The 18,524-nt window shown below is 64.3% G+C and carries 17 protein-coding genes; 10 read left to right on the top strand and 7 right to left on the bottom strand.

All coding sequences use genetic code 11. The features are described from left to right. The first annotated feature begins 16 nt into the window (after window positions 1-16). The 4 genes from ACHFFA_RS03830 to ACHFFA_RS03815 all read left to right on the top strand — a co-directional run bounded on the left by ACHFFA_RS03830 (window position 17) and on the right by ACHFFA_RS03815 (window position 3,728). The gene (locus tag ACHFFA_RS03830) at window positions 17-685 is read left to right on the top strand and encodes a ComF family protein (RefSeq protein ID WP_394269517.1); all 669 of its coding nucleotides are present in this window, start codon (window positions 17-19) and stop codon (window positions 683-685) included. 322 nt (window positions 686-1,007) lie between these two features. Continuing rightward, window positions 1,008-1,382, top strand: a complete 375-nt coding sequence (hisI, locus tag ACHFFA_RS03825) for a phosphoribosyl-AMP cyclohydrolase (RefSeq protein ID WP_394269516.1) — start codon at window positions 1,008-1,010, stop codon at window positions 1,380-1,382. 33 nt (window positions 1,383-1,415) lie between these two features. After that, a complete protein-coding gene (locus tag ACHFFA_RS03820) occupies window positions 1,416-1,889 on the top strand; it encodes a MerR family DNA-binding transcriptional regulator (RefSeq protein WP_394269515.1) in 474 nt (157 codons plus the stop codon). 33 nt (window positions 1,890-1,922) lie between these two features. Further along, window positions 1,923-3,728 (top strand): acyl-CoA dehydrogenase C-terminal domain-containing protein, encoded by a 1,806-nt coding sequence (locus tag ACHFFA_RS03815; protein ID WP_394269514.1) that lies wholly within the window; start codon window positions 1,923-1,925, stop codon window positions 3,726-3,728. A gap of 3 nt (window positions 3,729-3,731) precedes the next feature. Here ACHFFA_RS03815 and ACHFFA_RS03810 read toward each other — a convergent pair whose 3' ends face one another. The 3 genes from ACHFFA_RS03810 to tyrS form a co-directional block, all read right to left on the bottom strand. After that, window positions 3,732-4,943, bottom strand: coding sequence for an MFS transporter (locus ACHFFA_RS03810; RefSeq protein ID WP_394269570.1), 1,212 nt, complete (start codon window positions 4,941-4,943; stop codon window positions 3,732-3,734). Window positions 4,944-5,106: 163 nt separating this feature from the next. Then, a complete protein-coding gene (locus tag ACHFFA_RS03805; protein ID WP_394269513.1) occupies window positions 5,107-5,445 on the bottom strand; it encodes a PilZ domain-containing protein in 339 nt (112 codons plus the stop codon). Window positions 5,446-5,541: 96 nt separating this feature from the next. Continuing rightward, complete coding sequence (gene tyrS / locus ACHFFA_RS03800) at window positions 5,542-6,780, bottom strand: tyrosine--tRNA ligase (RefSeq protein WP_394269512.1); 1,239 nt, start codon at window positions 6,778-6,780, stop codon at window positions 5,542-5,544. 28 nt (window positions 6,781-6,808) lie between these two features. On the opposite strand from tyrS, the gene ACHFFA_RS03795 reads away from it, so the two are divergent. The 3 genes from ACHFFA_RS03795 to ACHFFA_RS03785 are packed head-to-tail and all read left to right on the top strand — an operon-like array spanning window position 6,809 to window position 9,839. Beyond that, a complete protein-coding gene (locus ACHFFA_RS03795) occupies window positions 6,809-7,366 on the top strand; it encodes a DOMON-like domain-containing protein (RefSeq protein ID WP_394269511.1) in 558 nt (185 codons plus the stop codon). Beyond that, window positions 7,363-8,565, top strand: a complete 1,203-nt coding sequence (locus ACHFFA_RS03790; RefSeq protein ID WP_394269510.1) for an exo-beta-N-acetylmuramidase NamZ domain-containing protein — start codon at window positions 7,363-7,365, stop codon at window positions 8,563-8,565. The genes ACHFFA_RS03795 and ACHFFA_RS03790 overlap by 4 nt, the downstream gene beginning before the upstream one ends. Before the next feature lie 11 nt (window positions 8,566-8,576). Beyond that, window positions 8,577-9,839, top strand: coding sequence for a M24 family metallopeptidase (locus ACHFFA_RS03785; protein WP_394269509.1), 1,263 nt, complete (start codon window positions 8,577-8,579; stop codon window positions 9,837-9,839). On the opposite strand, the gene ACHFFA_RS03780 is transcribed toward ACHFFA_RS03785, so the two are convergent. Next, window positions 9,840-10,673: a DUF817 domain-containing protein gene (locus ACHFFA_RS03780; protein WP_394269569.1), complete on the bottom strand. Its 834-nt coding sequence runs from the start codon at window positions 10,671-10,673 to the stop codon at window positions 9,840-9,842. A gap of 2 nt (window positions 10,674-10,675) precedes the next feature. Continuing rightward, window positions 10,676-11,857, bottom strand: a complete 1,182-nt coding sequence (locus tag ACHFFA_RS03775) for a VWA domain-containing protein (RefSeq protein WP_394269508.1) — start codon at window positions 11,855-11,857, stop codon at window positions 10,676-10,678. Between the two features lie 123 nt (window positions 11,858-11,980). Between ACHFFA_RS03775 and ACHFFA_RS03770 the strand changes: the two genes are divergently transcribed. After that, entirely contained in the window at window positions 11,981-13,378 is a 1,398-nt protein-coding gene (locus ACHFFA_RS03770; protein ID WP_394269507.1) for a methyl-accepting chemotaxis protein, read from the top strand. A 30-nt stretch (window positions 13,379-13,408) separates the two neighbouring features. Here the strand turns inward: ACHFFA_RS03770 and ACHFFA_RS03765 are convergent, their stop codons facing one another. After that, window positions 13,409-14,263 (bottom strand): AAA family ATPase, encoded by an 855-nt coding sequence (locus ACHFFA_RS03765; protein WP_394269506.1) that lies wholly within the window; start codon window positions 14,261-14,263, stop codon window positions 13,409-13,411. 85 nt (window positions 14,264-14,348) lie between these two features. On the opposite strand from ACHFFA_RS03765, the gene ACHFFA_RS03760 reads away from it, so the two are divergent. Continuing rightward, window positions 14,349-15,563 carry an alpha/beta fold hydrolase gene (locus ACHFFA_RS03760; protein ID WP_394269505.1) on the top strand — a complete coding sequence of 405 codons (1,215 nt, stop codon included), beginning with the start codon at window positions 14,349-14,351 and terminating at the stop codon, window positions 15,561-15,563. Window positions 15,564-15,880: 317 nt separating this feature from the next. Then, the gene (locus ACHFFA_RS03755; protein ID WP_394269504.1) at window positions 15,881-16,879 is read left to right on the top strand and encodes a TerC family protein; all 999 of its coding nucleotides are present in this window, start codon (window positions 15,881-15,883) and stop codon (window positions 16,877-16,879) included. Window positions 16,880-16,925: 46 nt separating this feature from the next. Here ACHFFA_RS03755 and ACHFFA_RS03750 read toward each other — a convergent pair. Then, window positions 16,926-18,524 (bottom strand): DNA topoisomerase IV subunit B (locus ACHFFA_RS03750; protein ID WP_394269503.1); only part of this gene is annotated, 1,599 nt, incomplete at its 5' end.

The following is an 18,524-nucleotide window of genomic DNA, read 5'->3' as shown; positions in this document are numbered from 1 at the left end:
GCATGACTGGTTTGCCATGCAAAGCGCCGATTTCCGCATCGCTGCCAAAGCCGTACGCGAGGGTATCGCGCCGCTGGTCGACTTTCTGTACCCACCCCGCTGCCCGGTATGCGGTGCCGGAATCATGGATCAGGGCGGCCTGTGTACCGATTGCTGGGGCAGGCTCGAACTGCCGGCAGAGGGGTCCGAGGCGGGAATAGTCGCTGCGACGAAGTACAACGATGTCTCGCGCCAATTGGTGCTGGCGCTGAAGCACGGCGGCCGCATCTCCCTTGCCGGCATGATGGCGCGGCTGATCGCTGCGCGTCTACCCGAAACTTGCGCCGATACCGTCTTCGTGCCGGTGCCCTTGCATCGCTGGCGCTTGTGGAAACGGGGCTACAATCAGGCGGCCCTGATTGCGGGCGATCTGGCCCGGCTGCGCGGGGGCGGGCTGGCGGTCGACGGGCTGCGGCGATTGGTCCGGACGCCAAGCCTCGGCGGAATGGGCGCGCAGGCGAGGCGGGATGTGCTTGCCGGCAGCATCGCCGTATCGCCCCGGGCGGCCGCCAGGATTGCCGAACGGACGATCATTCTGGTCGACGATGTTTTCACCAGCGGCGCGACGAGTTGGGAATGCGTGAAAGTCCTGCGCCATGCGGGCGCGGCACAGGTGATCGTGGCCTGCTTCGCCAAGGTTGAATGAGAAGCGCGGAAAACGGAACGCCCGGGCTGCAAGAGCCCGGGCGCCGCGTGACGAAATTTCGAATGACGGGCGCTTGTCCCCCAACATGCGCGCCGTCACAAACCTCATCATGCCGGAGGCGCCCCGCCAAGAGGCTGCAACACCGACATCCCTGAACCTTGGCGACATCGACCGCCTTCGGATCATGCGGGCATCGCTTGCCCGCCGATCCGGTATCCCTCAGCGCATGACTTGTGAAAACAGGCAAATACCATACTGCGCTGTTTTGCATTGCCGGTGTTACGGGGATGCAACAACATGATTGCGCAGGGATAGGGTTCTGATGGACGGAAACGACGCTCGGCTTGTCGCGGGCGAACGATTTACACCCAAGTTCGATCGAGCGGGGCTGTTATGCGCGATCGCGGTTGATGTAGCGGACGACGCCATCCTGATGGTCGCCTACATGGACCAGGAGGCCCTGGCGGCGACCCGCGACACGGGTGTTGCGCATTTCCATTCCCGGTCCCGCCAGGCGCTGTGGAAGAAGGGGGAGACATCGGGTAATGTCCTGCATGTCGTGGAGATCCTCGTCGATTGCGATCAGGATGCGCTGATCCTTCGCTGTCGTCCCGCCGGGCCGGCGTGCCACACCGGGGCACGGTCATGCTTCTTTCGCCGACTTGATAGCAATACTCTCCAACCCGTAAAGTCTTGACGCTAACGTAAAGCGCTTGCTATCGAGGGCGCGATGAACGCCCTATCGAAAACCCAGCAGGACGCGCGCGGGAACGGCAAGGACGCAGTCGGTGATCGTACGCATTCCGGGGCGCATCTCGATCGTCCCGACGCGCTGGACCGGCAGCAATTCTCGATTTCCGATCTGACGGACGAGTTCGGCTGCACCGCACGGGCATTGCGCTTTTACGAGGACGAGGGCCTGATAGCGCCGTCCCGCGTCGGATTGACGCGCATCTATTCCACGCGCGATCGCGCCCGGCTTGCGTGGATCATGCGGGCGAAGAACGTCGGCTTCTCGCTCACGGAAATTCGCGAAATGATCGACCTCTACGATCTTGGCGACGGGCGGGTGGAACAACGCCGCGTTACGATCGAGAAATGCCGCAAGCATGTCGCCAAGCTGGTACGCCAGCGCGACGATATCGACAGTTCGATCCACGAGTTGAATGAATTCATCGCATTGGTCGAAGCCAAGCTCGACTGATCACGCGAACGAACCTGCAACAAGGACACCTTCATGCCCGTCTATACCGCACCTGCCCGCGACGCGCGCTTCATCATCAACGAAGTCCTCGATCTGGCGAGCTACAACAACCTTCCGGGGTTCGAAATGGCGACGCCGGACGTGGTGGACGCGGTAATCGGCGAAGGCGGCAAGTTCTGCGCCGAGGTGCTGGCTCCGCTGAACCGCATCGGCGATACGCAGGGCTGCACCCGGCACGATGACGGTTCGGTGACCACGCCTGAAGGGTTCAAGCAGGCGTTCGATCAGTTCCGCGAGGCGGGCTGGGGCACGCTGTCGCAGCCGGAGGAGTTCGGCGGGCAGGGGATGCCGCACGTGCTCGGCTTCGCGCTCGAGGAGTTCATTTCCAGCGCCAACCAGTCGTTCGGAATGTACCCCGGCCTCACCAATGGCGCGGTCTCCGCGATCATCGCGCAGGGTTCGCAGGAGCAGAAGGAGAAATATCTCCCGAAGATGATCTCCAACGAATGGACCGGCACCATGAACCTGACCGAGCCCCAGTGCGGGACCGATCTGGGCATGATCCGCACGCGCGCCGTGCCGAACGACGACGGTTCCTATGCCATCACCGGCACCAAGATCTTCATCTCGGCCGGCGAACACGACATGGCCGAGAACATCATCCATCTGGTATTGGCCAAGACCCCCGGCGCGCCCGACAGCACCAAGGGCATCTCGCTGTTTATCGTGCCCAAGTTCCTTGTGGAAGAAGATGGCTCGCTGGGCGAACGCAATCCGGTCAGCTGCGGCTCGATCGAACACAAGATGGGCATCCACGGGAATGCCACCTGCGTTCTTAACTACGACGGTGCCAAGGGCTGGCTGGTTGGCGAGGAGAACAAGGGGCTGAAGGCGATGTTCATCATGATGAACGCGGCGCGCCTCGGGGTTGGCGTTCAGGGCCTCAGCCAGGCAGAGGTCGCTTACCAGAACGCGGTCGCTTATGCGCTCAACCGGCGGCAGGGCCGGGCACTGACCGGCCCGGCAGACCCGCAGGCCCAGGCCGACCCGATCTTCGTACATCCTGATGTGCGCCGCATGCTGATGGACGCCAAGGCGTTCACCGAGGGGATGCGGGCGCTGTGCCTGTGGGGGGCGCTGCTGGTCGACCTGACGCACAAGGCCCAGACCGAACAGGAGCGCGAGGAAGCCGACCTTCTGATCGGCCTGCTTACCCCGGTCATCAAGGGATACGGCACCGACAAGGGTTATGAGGTGGCAACCAACATGCAGCAGGTCTTCGGCGGCCACGGCTACATCGAGGAATGGGGCATGAGCCAGTTCGTGCGCGATGCCCGTATCGCCCAGATCTATGAAGGCACCAACGGGGTGCAGGCGATGGACCTGTGCGGCCGCAAACTGGCGCACAAGGGCGGGGCGGCGATCCAGGCGTTCTTCAAGCTCGCCGCCGATGATATCGCCAGGGCCAAGGACGTAGCCGGGCTGGAAGAGATGGCCGCCATTCTGGAAAAGGCGGTCGGTCAGCAGCAGGCGGCAACCATGTGGTTCATGCAGAACGCGATGCAAAACCCCAACCACCTCGGCGCAGGTGCGCATCACTATATGCACCTGATGGGCATTGTGACCCTTGGCCTGATGTGGCTGCGTATGGCCTCCGCCGCGAAGGCGCAACTGACTGAAACGGGCGAGGACAAGGCGTTCTACGAGGCGAAGATCGTCACGGCGCGCTATTTCATGGATCGCTATCTGCCCGACGCCGGGGCCCTGCGTCGCAAGATCGAGAGCGGCAGCGACAGCATGATGACCCTGAGCGAGGAGGCCTTCGCTACCGCCGCTTGAGGTTCAGCTGGTCGTTCCCGGCGGATGGTGGTCGAGTTCCGGGGGCGGATCGAAGGTGTGGGTGGTGCGCAGGACCGGAAAGAGCCGGCTCCACAAGGCGACTGTCACGATTGCGCCTGCGCCCCCCGCCACCACGGCCATCACCGGCCCCAGCAGAAAGGCGAGGGTGCCGGAAAAGAAGTCGCCGAATTCGTTGGACGCGCTGATCGTCAGCAGGCTGACCGACGATACCCGTCCGCGCTTGTCGTCAGGGGTGTGAAGCTGGATCAGCGATTGGCGGATGTACACACTGAACATGTCAGCCGCGCCGACAACGAACAGGGCGGCAAGCGACAGCGGCATGGACTTGGACAGGCCGAACACGATCGTCGCACCGCCGAAGACCGCCACCGCGAAGAGCATCTTCGGCCCCACCCGCGATTTCAGCGGGCGAAACGAGAACCATAGCGCGGTGAGCGCCGCCCCGATGGCGGGTGCCATGGCGAGCTGCGCCAGCCCGATCTCTCCCACCTTCAGGACGTCGCGGGCGAAGACCGGGAACAGCGCGGTCGCCCCGGCCAGCAGGACCGCGAACAGATCGAGAGTGATCGAACCCAGCACCATCTTGTTGCGCACGACATAGTGCAGGCCGTCGACCATCTGGCCGATCGGGCGGCGATTGGCTTCGCGCGGTGGCTGGGGCACCTTGCCGATCAGGTTCAACGCCATCAGCGCAAAGCAGAACAGGGCCGTGGCCGCGACATAGGGCAACGGCGGCGAAATCGCATAAAGATAGCCACCGATGGCCGGCCCGACGATCATTCCGCTTTGCCACGAGATGGACGACAGCGCGATGGCGTTGGGCAGGATCGCCTTGGGCACCAGATTAGGCGCCAGCGCGGACAGTGCCGGCCCGTTGAACGCCCGCACCACGCCGAGCACGCCGGCAACCAGATAAAGCCAGACAAGCTCGACATGCCCGCTCCACGTGAGCAGGGCGAGCGCCGCTCCGCATGCGATCTGCAACAGCACCGTGAGCCGGGCGATTGTCCGCCTGTCGAAACTGTCGGCAGCTAGGCCACAGAACGGCGTGAGCACGAACAGCGGCAGGAACTGGAACAGCCCGATCAGTGCCAACTGGCCCGATGCCTCGGCAATCCCCAGCCCGCCATCGCGAGCGATGTTGTAGGTCTGCCAGCCGATGATCAGCATCATCGCATACTGGCCGAGCGTCATCGACAGCCGCGCGATCCAGTAGGCGCGGAAGTTCGGGATGGAGAACGGGCTGCGGATCGTGTCAGCGTCGGCGGGTGCGGTGTCGGTCACCGGCCCGCGCATGACAGGCTTGCGATCGAATGAAAAGCGCGCGTGTCGTCAGGCCGGCGCGGGCCGGCGGCGTTCAGCGCGGCTTGCGCAGGCGCGGGTTGGGTTGCAGCGTATCGATAAGGGCGAGGAAATCGTCGACGCGGATGATCCGTTCGAACTGGAACCCGGCGCGGTTGTCGCGGCTCCAGATGCAATAGGCCTCGATCCGGCCGATTACCGGCAAACGGACGACCACGCGGTCTCCCCGGGCGATCTCGCGCGCATCGTCGATCATGAAGCCATTGGCCGAGAGATTGGCGATGTGCATCCGCACGTCGCCCTTGCCGTAATGTTCGGCAATGATCGGATGATCGACCGGATGGCGCGCCATGCGGCGCTGGTCGGTCACGCTCAATTGTGCCCCGGCTCCCATGCCATGACCCCTCGGTTGCTTGTGTGCGAACCGGTGGTTACGCGCAAATCAATGACAAATGGTAAAGACTGGGACAGGCTTGCAGCCGCGCGTCGATCAGCCAGCTGCGGCGACCAGCACCGCATGCTTCTTCTTGCCCAGGCTCAGCTTTGCCGAACAACCATCTGACAAGGTGACAGGAAATGCCGGATCGGTCACGACCGCGCCGTCTAGGCGAACCGCGCCTTCGGCAAGCTTGCGCTTTGCTTCGCCGTTGGATGCGGTGAACCCGAGTTCGGTAAGGACCGCGGCGATCCGCATTCCTTCGGCCGGGAGGGCGAGGGTGGGAAGATCGGCTCCGGCCCCGCCACCGGCGAAGGTCTCGCTTGCCGTGGCATCGGCCGCCCGGGCCGCATCGTCCCCGCGCACCAGCCGGGTCACCTCGTTGGCGAGCACGCGCTTGGCAGCGTTGATCTCTGCCCCCTCGAGCGATTCCAGCCGCGCGATCTCGTCCAGCGGAAGGTCGGTGAACAACCGCAGGAATCGGCCCACGTCCCGGTCGTCGACATTGCGCCAGTATTGCCAGAAATCATAGGCGGGCAGCTGCTCTTCGTTGAGCCACACGGCTCCGGCGGCCGACTTGCCCATCTTGGCGCCATCAGCCGTGGTCAGCAGCGGCGTGGTCAACCCGAACAGCTCGGCCCCGTCCATCCGCCGCCCCAGTTCCACGCCGTTGACGATGTTGCCCCACTGGTCGCTGCCGCCCATCTGCAACCGCACCCCCATGCTCTGCGCCAGATGACGGAAGTCGTATCCCTGCAGGATCATGTAGTTGAATTCGAGGAAGGTCATCGGCTGTTCGCGTTCGAGCCGCAGCCGCACCGAATCGAATGTGAGCATCCGGTTGACCGTGAAATGCGTCCCCACCTTCTGGAGCATTTCAATATAGCCGAGCGACCCCAGCCAATCGTGACTGTCGACCATCACCGCGTCGCCAGGCCCATCGCCGAAGGACAGCAGGTTTTCGAACGCGGAGCGGATACCGGCGATATTGGCCGCTATCGCCTCGTCGGTCAGCATCTTGCGGCTTTCGTCACGCCCGGTGGGATCGCCGATGCGGGTGGTGCCGCCGCCCATGAGCACCACGGGCTTGTGCCCCGTCTGCTGCATCCGCCGCAGCATCATGATCTGCACCAGACTGCCAATGTGGAGGCTGGGGGCGGTCGCATCGAAGCCGATGTAGCCGGACACGGCCTCGCGCGCGGCAAGCTCGTCTAGCCCCTTGGCATCGGTCATCTGATGGATATAGCCGCGCTCGTCGAGCAGGCGCAGAAGGTCGGAACGATAGCTGGTCATGGCGCGCCGGCGCTAGCAGGAAGCACGGATGGTGCAAACGCATGAACTGATTGCGCATCCGGCATTCCCGCCGATGTCGGCGCGTCGCGTCGCAGCCAGCTTCGATCAGCCAGAGGCAGGGTGGATCAGGCTGCGATGGCGGATCGAGGGCGCGGACAGGATCGTCGTGCCCCCCTTCGCCGGTTCCCGGCGGAAGGACGGCTTGTGGCAGGCGACCTGCGGCGAACTGTTCGTGGCTGAGCCTGGCGAGACCGGCACCGCCGGTGCCTACCGCGAGTTCAACTTCTCCCCCTCGGAAGCATGGGCCGCCTATCGCTTCGCAGCCTATCGGACGGGCGACGGCAATGTCCGGGTCGGCCGCCCCCCGGTCATCGCCTGGCGGGGGCGGGGGCAACTCGCCTTGCTCGACGTCTGGCTCGCTACCGATGCCCTGCCGCCCCCGCCGTGGCCCTATGGAATGACGATGGTGATAGCCGAGCAAGGCGGCATCGTCAGCTACTGGGCCGCGAAGCATCCTGGCGAACGGCCGGATTTCCACGATCCGGCTTGCCTCGCCTTCAACCATGCGCCACCGCTGCCGCCATGAAATTCGGCATCGATCGTCTGCTTACGGAAGACCCCCTGCGCCAGCGCCTGCAGGGCCGGCGCGTCAGCCTCGTCGCCCATCCTGCTTCGGTGACGGCCAATCTCGATCATTCGCTGGACGCGCTGATCGGGCAGGGGGTGAACATCACCAGCGCTTTCGGCCCCCAGCACGGGCTGAAGGGCGACAAGCAGGACAACATGGTGGAAACCGCGGACGAGACCGATCCGCGTTATGGTATCCCCGTCTTCAGCCTCTATGGCGAAGTACGCCGCCCCGGCGGGCAGATGATGGGCACCGCCGATGTCTTCCTGTTCGATCTGCAGGATCTCGGCTGCCGCATCTATACTTTCGTCACCACGCTGCTCTACCTTCTGGAAGAGGCGGCGCGCCATGGCAAGGAAGTCTGGGTGCTCGACCGTCCGAACCCGGCGGGCGGTCCGGTCGAGGGGACCTTGCTCGAACCGGGTGCCGAAAGCTTCGTCGGCGCGGCGCAGATGCCGATGCGGCATGGGCTGACGATGGGCGAGATGGCCCTGTGGTTCGTCGACCATTTCCGGATCGACGTCCCGCTGACCGTCGTGGAAATGCAAGGCTGGCAACCGGGCCATGCGCCGGGTTACGGTTGGCCCGATGGCCGGGTCTGGGTCAATCCCAGCCCGAATGCCGCATCGCTCAACATGGCGCGCGCCTATGCCGGGACGGTGATGCTCGAAGGGACGACCTTGTCGGAAGGGCGCGGCACCACCCGCCCGCTCGAGGTGCTGTTCGGCGCGCCCGATATCGATGCGCGCGCGGTGCTTGGCGAAATGGAGCGGATTGCGCCGGCATGGCTGCGCGGATGCAAACTGCGCGAATGCTGGTTCGAGCCGACGTTCCACAAGCACGCAGGAACCTTGTGCAACGGGCTGATGGTCCACGCAGAAGGGGTGTTCTACGATCACCATGAGTTCCGCCCCTGGAGGTTGCAGGCGCTGGCCTTCAAGGCGATCCGCAGCCTTTATCCCGACTATGCCTTGTGGCGTGACTTTCCCTACGAGTATGAATTCGATCGGCTGGCGATCGACGTCATCAATGGCGGACCATCACTGCGCGAGTGGGTCGACGACCAGGCCGCACAGCCCGGCGATCTTGATGCGCGTGCCGCGGCGGACGAGGCCCGTTGGCGCGACAGCATCGCGCCGCATCTGATTTACGGTTGAAAGGGCGGATGATGCGAAGACGAGTTTTTCTTGCCGGCTCCGCCATCGCCGGAATGGCGACCGCGATGCCGCTGGGTGCTCAGACTGCGAGGTCTGCGGCCGGTGGAGGCGAGAGCGGGAGCCTGCCTGACCTTGCCGCCGATGCACAGCCGATCACGCCCGAGGAGCGCGCGGGACGCGTTGCCCGTGCAGCGGCGCTGATGCGCGCGAACGATATCGATGCCGTCCTGATCGAGGCAGGGTCCAGCCTCGACTATTTCACCGGCATCAAGTGGTGGCGCAGCGAACGTCTGACCGGCGCCGTCATCACCCGCGAAGGGGCGATCTTCGTCGTCACGCCGTTCTTCGAGGAACCCTCGGTCCGCGAAACGCTGGTGCTGCCGGCCGAGGTGCTGACCTGGAATGAACACGAGGATCCGCTTGCGTTGGTCGCCGACCGTATCGGGCAATTGCGCGGGCTCCCTCGCGTCGGCATCGAGGAGACGGTGCGTTTCTTCGCCGTGGACAAGCTGCGCGCCGCGTTGCCGCAGGCGCAAATCGTCAGCGGCGATCCGGTGGTAAGAGGATGCCGGATGATCAAGTCGCCGGCGGAGCTTGCGCTGATGAAGACCGCGGCCGACATCACGATGGCCGCCTATCGTCATGCCGTGCCGCGGATCGAGGCGGGGATGCGCCCTTCCGACATCGGCGCGCTGATCAACGGCGCAACGCGAGAGCTTGGCGGCAATCCCGAGTTCGCCTTGGTCTTGCTGGGCGAGGCGAGCGCCTATCCCCACGGCTCGGGCAAGCCGCAGGAGGTGCGACCGGGCGAGGTCGTGCTGATGGATGTCGGATGCACGTTGCACGGCTATCAGTCAGATATCTCGCGCACGATCGTGTACGGCGAGCCAACCCCGCGGCAGACGATGGTCTGGAACCAGATGCGCAAGGGCCAGCAGGTCGCTTTCGAGGCCGCCCGGGTCGGGACGGAGGCGGGCCGCGTCGACGATGCGGTGCGGAGCTATTACGAAGGGCTCGGCTATGGTCCGGGGTACAAATTGCCCGGCACGTCGCACCGCACTGGGCATGGCATCGGAATGGATGGCCACGAACCGATCAATCTCGTCCATGGCGAGCGGACGAGGCTTGCACCCGGGATGTGCTTCTCGAACGAACCCGGGATCTACATTCCGGGCGAATTCGGCATCCGCATCGAGGACTGCTTCTACATGACCAACAGCGGCCCGCGCTGGTTCAGCCAGCCGCCCCGCAGCCTCGCCGATCCGATCGGCTGATCAGTCCGGCCGGCGGATCGGGCTGACGAGGCTGACGAGAACAAAGCTTATCAGCATCAGCAGGTACCAGCTGCCGAGCTTTGCCGCTCCGACCATCTGCCAGCCACTCTCCTGGCCGGGGTAATTCCACGCGTTGGCAAACGTGGCGATATTCTCGGCCAGCCAGATGAACAGCGCAACAAGGCCGAAACCCAGCAACAGCGGCATCCAGCGATGCCGGCGCCAGTTGCGAAAATGGATGCGGGTGCGCCAGAACAGCAGCGCCGTTGCCGCGAAGAGCGCGAGGCGGATGTCGGGCAGCCAGTGGTGGGCGAAGAAGTTGACGTAGATCGCCGCCGCCAGCGCCCAGGTCGCCCAGCGCGCTGGATAGTGCGTGAAGCGGAAGTCGAAGATCCGCCACGCGCGCGCGATATAGCTGCCGACGCTGGCGTACATGAAGCCCGAGAATAGCGGCACCGCGCCGATGTGCAGCACACTCGCCTCGGGATAGGTCCACGATCCGACGCTGGTCTTGAACAGCTCCATCACCGTGCCGACCACGTGGAAGACGAGGATGACCTTGGCTTCCTCCCACGTCTCGAGCCGGAACGCCAGCATCGCGATCTGGATCGCCAGTGCCGTCAGAGTGAGGAAATCATAGCGGTGCAGCGGCGCGTCTTCGGGGTAAAACAGGTGGGTCGCCAGCAGGAGAACGAGCAGCAGCGCGCCGAACAGACACGCCCACGCTTGCTTGAACCCGAACAGCAGGAACTCGTAGAGCCACAGCCGCCAGCCGGCCCCGGGGTCGAACGCCTCGAGCCGCCGGCGGACTGCGGCGAAGCGGGAGTGAGCGATACCTAACCCTGCTTCCGGCTCAATTCGCGCATCGCGTCGTCCAGCCCGTCGAGGGTCAGCGGATACATCCGCTCGTTCACCAGCTGCTTCATGATTTTGGTCGACTGGGAATACCCCCACTGCTTCTCCGGCACCGGGTTGAGCCACACGGTTGCCGGGTAGGTATTGACTACCCGCTGCATCCATACAGCGCCGGCTTCCTCGTTCATGTGTTCGACGCTGCCGCCGGGGTGGGTGATCTCGTAGGGGCTCATCGCGGCATCGCCGACGAAGACGATCTTGTAGTCGTGCCCGTACTTATGGAGCACGTCCCAGGTCCTGGTCCGCTCCTGCCAGCGGCGGCGATTGTCCTTCCACACGCCTTCATAAAGGCAGTTGTGGAAGTAGAAGAACTCGAGGTTCTTGAACTCGGTCGTCGCCGCGCTGAACAGTTCCTCGGTGATCTTGATGAACGGGTCCATCGACCCGCCGACATCGAGAAACAGCAGCAGCTTGACGGCATTGTGCCGCTCGGGCCGCATATGGATGTCGAGCCAGCCCTGACGCGCGGTGCCGGCGATGGTCGCATCGAGATCGAGCTCGTCGGCCGCTCCTTCGCGGGCGAAGCGGCGCAGGCGGCGCAGCGCCATCTTGATGTTGCGGGTGCCAAGCTCTTTCGTGTTGTCGAGGTTCCTGAACTCGCGCTTGTCCCACACCTTGATCGCGCGCTTGTGCCGGCTTTCGCCGCCGATCCGCACGCCTTCGGGATTGTAGCCTGAATTGCCGAACGGCGAAGTGCCGCCGGTGCCGACCCACTTGTTGCCGCCCTGGTGCCGCCCCTGCTGCTCCTTGAGCCGTTTCTTCAGCGTCTCCATGATTTCGTCCCAGTCGCCGAGCGACTTGATCTGCTCCATCTCCTCGGGGGTAAGGAACTTCTCGGCGACGGCCTTCAGCCAGTCTTCCGGAATTTCGACCGGGTTCTGCCCATAGTCGGAGAAGACGCCGCGAAAGACCTTCTGGAATACCTGATCGAACCGGTCGAGGAGGCTTTCGTCCTTCACGAAGGTCGCGCGGCTGAGGTAATAGAACGCCTCCGGGCTTTGCTCGATCACGTCACGATCCAGCGCCTCGAGAAGCGTGAGGTGTTCCTTGAAGCTGGCAGGTATGCCGGCCGCGCGCAGCTCGTCGACGAAATTGTAGAACATGGCCCTGTACCTAGCGGGAGCGGTGCACTTCGCGAAGCCTTTTGCGCGGCACGGGCGGCGGGTTCTTAATCCGCTGATAACCAGCACGCACTAGCGTGCGCAGGACAGCAAGGGGTTGAAAGTATGGAACTCGGCAAGATCGAGCCGCAGGATACGGCACTACTCGATCGCATTCCCGAAAAGTGTGGCAAGGTCACCGTCGGATGCAGCGATGTCGCGGGCATCGTCCAAGCAGTCATCGACAGTTCCGGGGTGCTGCGCGCAGAGCATGTCGAACTGCAGGAGACGGTGCGCGAACTTCAACAGGACCAGCGCCGGGTTGCCGAGGCGAGCGACGAGGCGCGGCTGCTATCCGAACGCGCGATCGAGCGACTGGGGCAGGGGACGGCGCAGATCCAGTCATCGCTTGCCCAGATCACCGAGCTGCTCGACCTCGTCGGCGCCCTGACCACCCATGTCACCGGCTTTGCCGCGGCGATGGATCAGGTGAAGCGCTGTTCGCGCGACATCGAGCAGATTGCCGAGACGACCAATATCCTTGCCCTGAACGCGACGATCGAAGCCATGCGGGCAGGCGATGCCGGCCGCACTTTCGCGGTGGTTGCCAACGAGGTCAAGTCGCTTGCCGGCGAGACCCGCAAGGCCACCGACGAGATCACTAAGGTGGTCGATACGCTGGCAGGCGAGGCGGGCACGATGATCGACCGGATCGAGACCGGCGCCCGCGCCTCGAACCAGGCGAAAACATCGGTCGCCAGCATCGAAACGCTGATCGTCGGCGTCAGCGATCTGGTGGGTGAGGTCGACAACCAGAACGAACAAATCACCCGCGCAACCCAGCTGATGACCGGCAACGTACGCCGGGTGTCCGACGTGCTCGACAGCTTCGACCAGGCTGCGACGCGCAACGAACAGCAGCTGGAATATGCCCATGTCCGGATCGAGGATCTCGAAGCCACGGCAAGCGAGATGTTCAATGCGATCGTCCATTCCGGCCTGTCGCCCGAAGACAGCCTGATCGTCGAGCGGATCAGGCAATTCGCCGGCGAGGCGGCCAGGCTCGCGGAGGCGGCGCTGGCGGACGGCTCGCTTTCGCCCGCGGCGCTGCACGATCAGAACTATCGCCCGATCCCCGGTTCCAATCCGCCGCGCTATACCAACAGCATCACGACCTGGGCCGATATGTATTGGCGCCCGCTGCTCGACGCGTTCTCCACCGCGGACGGGCGCGTCGTCGCCTGTGCCATATCGGATATGCGCGGCTTCCTGCCGACCCACGAGACGCGCCATTCGCGCACGCCAACCGGCGACCCGGTCCATGACGCGGACTATTGCCGCAACGGACTGATCATGTTCAACGCCACCGACGAACGGGCCAAGACGTCGCCCGACGCCTACACGATGGCCGTCTATCGCCATTCGGACGGCGGTGATCGATACAGCGTGCGGCGCATCGCCTATGTGCCGATCGAGATTCAGGGCCGCCGCTATGGCAATTTCGAGGTCGCCTATACCCTTTGACCGAGATGCCTTTTACCGCATCGCCGGCGGTCAGCTCTGCCGGCGCGCCATGAAGGCAAGGCGCTCGAACATCATGATGTCCTGTTCGTTCTTGAGCAGCGCACCGTGCAGCGGCGGGATCGCGCTGTTGGGATTGCTGTCCTGCAGGACCTCCAGCGGCATATCCTCGTTCAACAGCAGCTTGAGCCAGTCGAGCAATTCGCTGGTACTGGGCTTTTTCTTGAGCCCAGGCACGTCGCGCAGCTCATAGAAGATATCCATCGCCTTGCTCACCAGCGTCTTCTGGATGCCGGGAAAATGGACCTCGACGATCTCGCGCATGGTCTCGCGGTCGGGGAACTTGATATAGTGGAAGAAGCAGCGGCGCAGGAACGCGTCAGGCAGTTCCTTCTCGTTGTTCGAGGTGATGACCACGATCGGCCGCTCGCGCGCCTCGATCCGCTCCTGCGTCTCGTAGACGTCGAAGCTCATCCGGTCGAGTTCCTGCAACAGGTCGTTGGGAAATTCGATGTCGGCCTTGTCGATCTCGTCGATCAGGAGGACCGGCAGTTCGGGCGCGGTGAAGGCGTCCCACAGCTTGCCGCGCTTGATGTAGTTGCGGATGTCGTGCACCCGTTCCTCGCCCAGCTGGCCATCGCGCAGGCGGGCGACCGCATCATATTCGTAAAGCCCCTGCTGCGCCTTGGTGGTCGACTTGACGTTCCACTCGATCAGCGGCGCGTTCAGAGCCTTTGATATCTCGTGCGCCAGGACCGTCTTGCCCGTGCCCGGTTCGCCCTTGACCAGCAACGGGCGGCGAAGGGTCACCGCGGCGTTGACGGCGACCTTGAGATCTTCTGTCGCGATATAGGATTTGGTGCCTTCGAAACGGGTCTGGTCGCTCATCGCTGGTCCTGATTTTGGTTTACGTAAGCGTTAGGGTGCGGGACCGTGCAGGGCAAGAGGGCGTTAGGAGGGGGAAGGGAACATCATGCCGACAGAGACCATCGAAATACCGACTGACCGCGGGCACACGCTTGCAGGCAGCCTCGAACTGCCCGGCGGTCTCGTGCGGGGGGCGGCGCTTTATGCACACTGCTTCACCTGCACCAAGCAAAGCCGCGCTGCCGTCGCGGTGACGCGGGCGCTAGCGCGGCACGGCATCGCCTGCCTGCGGGTCGACTTTACCGGCCTCGGCGGCAGCGGCGGCAATTTCGGCCAGGCAGGCTTTGCCAGCGATGTCGAGGATCTGCTCGATAGCGCCGAGTACATGGCCGGGCGCTTTGGCGAAGGCTTGCTGCTGGTCGGCCATAGTCTGGGCGGGGCGGCGATCCTCGCCAGCGCAGGCATGGTGGCCGAAGGCCGCATCGCCGCGATCGCCACGATCGGCGCGCCGGCCGACGTTCCCCATGTGCTCGGCAATGTGAAGGGCGATCTCGATGCGATCGAGCGGGACGGGAAGGGCGAAGTGACCATCGCCGGGCGACGTTTCGTCCTCACCAGCCGTTTCCTCCAGCGCACCCGCGAGATCGACCTGCTGGACGAGGTCTCGCGCATCCGCGTCCCGTTGATGATCTGCCACGCGCCGACCGACAACGTGGTCGACATCGACAATGCCGGGCGCATCTTCCTTGCCGCAAAGCATCCCAAGAGCTTCCTGAGCCTGGCCGGCGCGGATCACCTGTTGAGCGAGGACGAGGATGCCGAATTCGCGGCCGATGTCATCGCCGGATGGGGGCGGCGCTATCTGCCAGCTCCGGCCTCAGCTCCGGCGCCTGACGACGGAGTGGTGGCGATGACGGGACACGGGAAGTTCGGCACCGAACTGGTGGTCGGTACGCATCGCCTGCTCGCCGACGAGCCGCGCAGCAGCGGGGGCGAGAACGCAGGGCCGACCCCGTATGATCTTCTCACCGCATCGCTGGCTTCGTGCACCGCTATGACGATGAAGCTCTACGCCGACCGCAAGGCGTGGCCGCTCGACCGGGTGACGGTCCGGGTGCGGCACGAACGCAATCATCGGCACGAAGGCGAACATGTCGAGGCGATGGCAGGCGCTGAGGCGATCCAGGCGCTTCTGCGTGACATCCTGATCGAGGGCGATCTCGACGACAGCCAACGGGCCCGCCTGATGGAGATCGCCGACCGGTGCCCCGTGCATCGCACGCTCGAAGGCGACTTGCATATCCATACCTCCCCCGCCTGACGGAAAGGCAGGGGGGACGGGCCGGGCGGACATCGGCCCTTGAACGGCCGGTTACCTTCGCCTAAAAAGACATCAGCGGACCGGGCCCCTCTGGCGCGGCGTCCCGGTCACTATCGCGGCCGGATGCGCGTGATGTCGGACCGCATCGGATGTTTGCCGATGAAGGGTCCGGAACAGCTGTTCTCTCTGCGCCTCGTGCCGGCAACCATCCGATCGAACGAAACCGTTTGATAGGGATGACAGATCATGTCCGCTTCACATCGCACCCGCCTGCGGCGCCGCACCGCGCCCCCCGCTGTTGAAAGGGGGGCTGCGTCATGGAATTCCTGATGCAAGGGTGGCTCGGCACGCCGGTCTGGTTCTGGCTTGCCTTCGGAGTCATCGTCATCGGCCTCACCGCCTTCGACCTTGGTTTTCTCCACAAGGAGGACCGCGAGATGGGGGTGGGCGAATCGCTCAAGCTGTCGGCCTTCTACATCACCGTTGCGCTGCTGTTCGGGGCCTGGGTGTGGGCCCAGAAGGGGGCCGACATGGGGATGAAGTACTATACCGGCTTCTTCCTCGAAAAGGCCTTGTCGATCGACAACGTCTTCGTGATCTCGATGATCTTCACCTACTTCGCGATTCCGGCCAAGTATCAGTATCGTGCGCTGCTGTGGGGGATCATCGCGGTGATCGTGCTGCGCGGCATCATGATCGCGGGTGGGGCGGCGCTGGTCGCCGAAGCCTATTGGGTGCTCTACCTGTTCGCCGCGTTCCTGATCGCGACCGGGATCCGGATGCTGTGGGCGAGCGATCACGAACCCGACATCGCCAACAACCCCGCGGTGAAGTGGATATCGAACCACATGCGGGTGACGCCCGAACTGCATGGCGAAAAGTTCTTCGTCCGGGTGCCCGACAGCAAGACCGGCAAGATGGTGCGGGCCGCAACCCCGCTCTTCCTCGCGCTGGTCGTGATCAACCTTGCGGACCTCGTGTTCGCGGTGGATTCGGTGCCGGCGATCTTCGCGATCACCACCGACACCTTCATCGTCTACACCTCGAACATCATGGCGATCCTCGGCCTGCGCGCGCTGTATTTTGCGCTGGCAGCGATGGTCCACCGGTTCCACTACCTCAAATACGCGCTGGCGCTGGTGCTGGTATTCATCGGCAGCAAAATTCTGATCGCGGACTTCCTGCTGGATGGGGCCAAATTCCCGCCGCTTGCCAGCCTGCTGGTCACGCTGGCGCTGATCGCGGGCGGGGTGATCTGGTCATTGGTGAAAACCAGGGGCGAGGAAGCGGCCAGCCCGGCTGACGGCCGATCATGACCGGAAAGGGGGTGCTGCGCCCGCCGGCGCGGGCCCCCCTTTTCCGTTATGCGTCGATCATCTCGCGCTCGACGTCGCCGGCGCGGTTCTGGATGAAATTGAAGCGGTGTTCGGGGTTGCGGCCCATCAGCTGGTCGACCAGTTCCTTCACCACCGCGCGCTGCTCGAATTCCTGCGGTAAGGTGATGCGGATCAGGCTGCGGGTTTCTGGATTCATCGTCGTTTCGCGCAGCTGACCCGGGTTCATCTCGCCCAAGCCCTTGAACCGCCCGACCTCGACTTTCTTGCCCTTGAACACCGTCGCCTCAAGCTCGGCACGGTGCGCGTCGTCCCGGGCATAGCGGCTTTCCTTGCCGCTGGTCAGGCGATAGAGCGGGGGCTGGGCCAGGAACAGGTGCCCCTTGCGCACCAGTTCGGGCATCTCCTGGAAGAAGAACGTCATCAGCAGCGTGGCGATATGCGCGCCGTCGACATCGGCATCGGTCATGATGATGATGCGGTCGTAGCGCAGCTGTTCCGGATCGCAGTCCTTGCGCGTGCCGCAACCCAGCGCCAGCGCGAGGTCGGCGATCTCGCTGTTGGCGCGGATCTTGTCGGCGCTGGCGCTGGCGACGTTGAGGATCTTGCCGCGGATCGGCATGATCGCCTGCGTCCGCCGATCGCGCGCCTGCTTGGCGCTGCCGCCGGCGCTGTCGCCTTCCACGATGAACAATTCCGTCTCGCCCGGCCCTTCGCCGCTGCAATCGGTGAGCTTGCCGGGCAGCCGCAGCTTGCGCGAATTGGTCGCGGTCTTGCGCTTGATCTCGCGTTCCTGCTTGCGGCGCAGGCGCTCGTCCATGCGCTCCATCACCTGGCCGAGGAGCGCGCGCCCGCGATCCATGTTGTCGGCAAGGAAATGGTCGAAATGGTCGCGCATGGCATTCTCGACCAGCCGGGCGGCTTCGGGCGAGGTCAGGCGATCCTTGGTCTGGCTCTGGAATTGCGGTTCGCGGATGAACACACTGAGCATGACTTCCGCACCGTTCATCACGTCATCCGCGGTGATGTCCTTGGCCTTGCGGGCGCCGGTCAGTTCGCCGAACGCGCGCAGCCCCTTGGTCAGCGCGGCGCGCAGGCCCTGCTCGTGGGTGCCGCCATCGGGGGTCGGCACGGTGTTGCAATACCAGCTGGTCGCGCCGTCCGACCAGAGCGGCCAGGCGATCGCCCATTCGACGCGGCCCTGATCGTCGGGAAAATCCTGTCGCCCGGTGAAGGGCTGCGCGGTGACGCACTCGCGCCCGCCAACCTGCTCGGCAAGGTGATCGGCGAGGCCGCCGGGGAACTTGAACACTGCTTCGACCGGCACATCGTCGCCAGCGAGCGCGGGGGCGCATTTCCAGCGGATTTCCACGCCCGCGAACAGATAGGCCTTCGACCGGGCGAGGCGGAACAGGCGTTTAGGGCTGAACTGCCGGTCGCCGAAAATCTCGGTGTCGGGTACGAAACTGACCGTGGTGCCGCGCCGGTTGGGCGTTAGGCCAAGCGATTGCAGCCCGCCGACCGCCACGCCGCGAGCAAATTCCTGCGCATAAAGCTGGCGGTCGCGCGCCACCTCCACCCGCGTCAGGCTCGACAGCGCATTCACCACGCTCACGCCGACGCCGTG

Origin of the sequence: Qipengyuania sp., assembly GCF_043423005.1 — a bacterium.
Classification (GTDB): Bacteria; Pseudomonadota; Alphaproteobacteria; order Sphingomonadales; family Sphingomonadaceae; genus Qipengyuania.
This window is presented reverse-complemented; position numbering and strand designations above follow the sequence as displayed.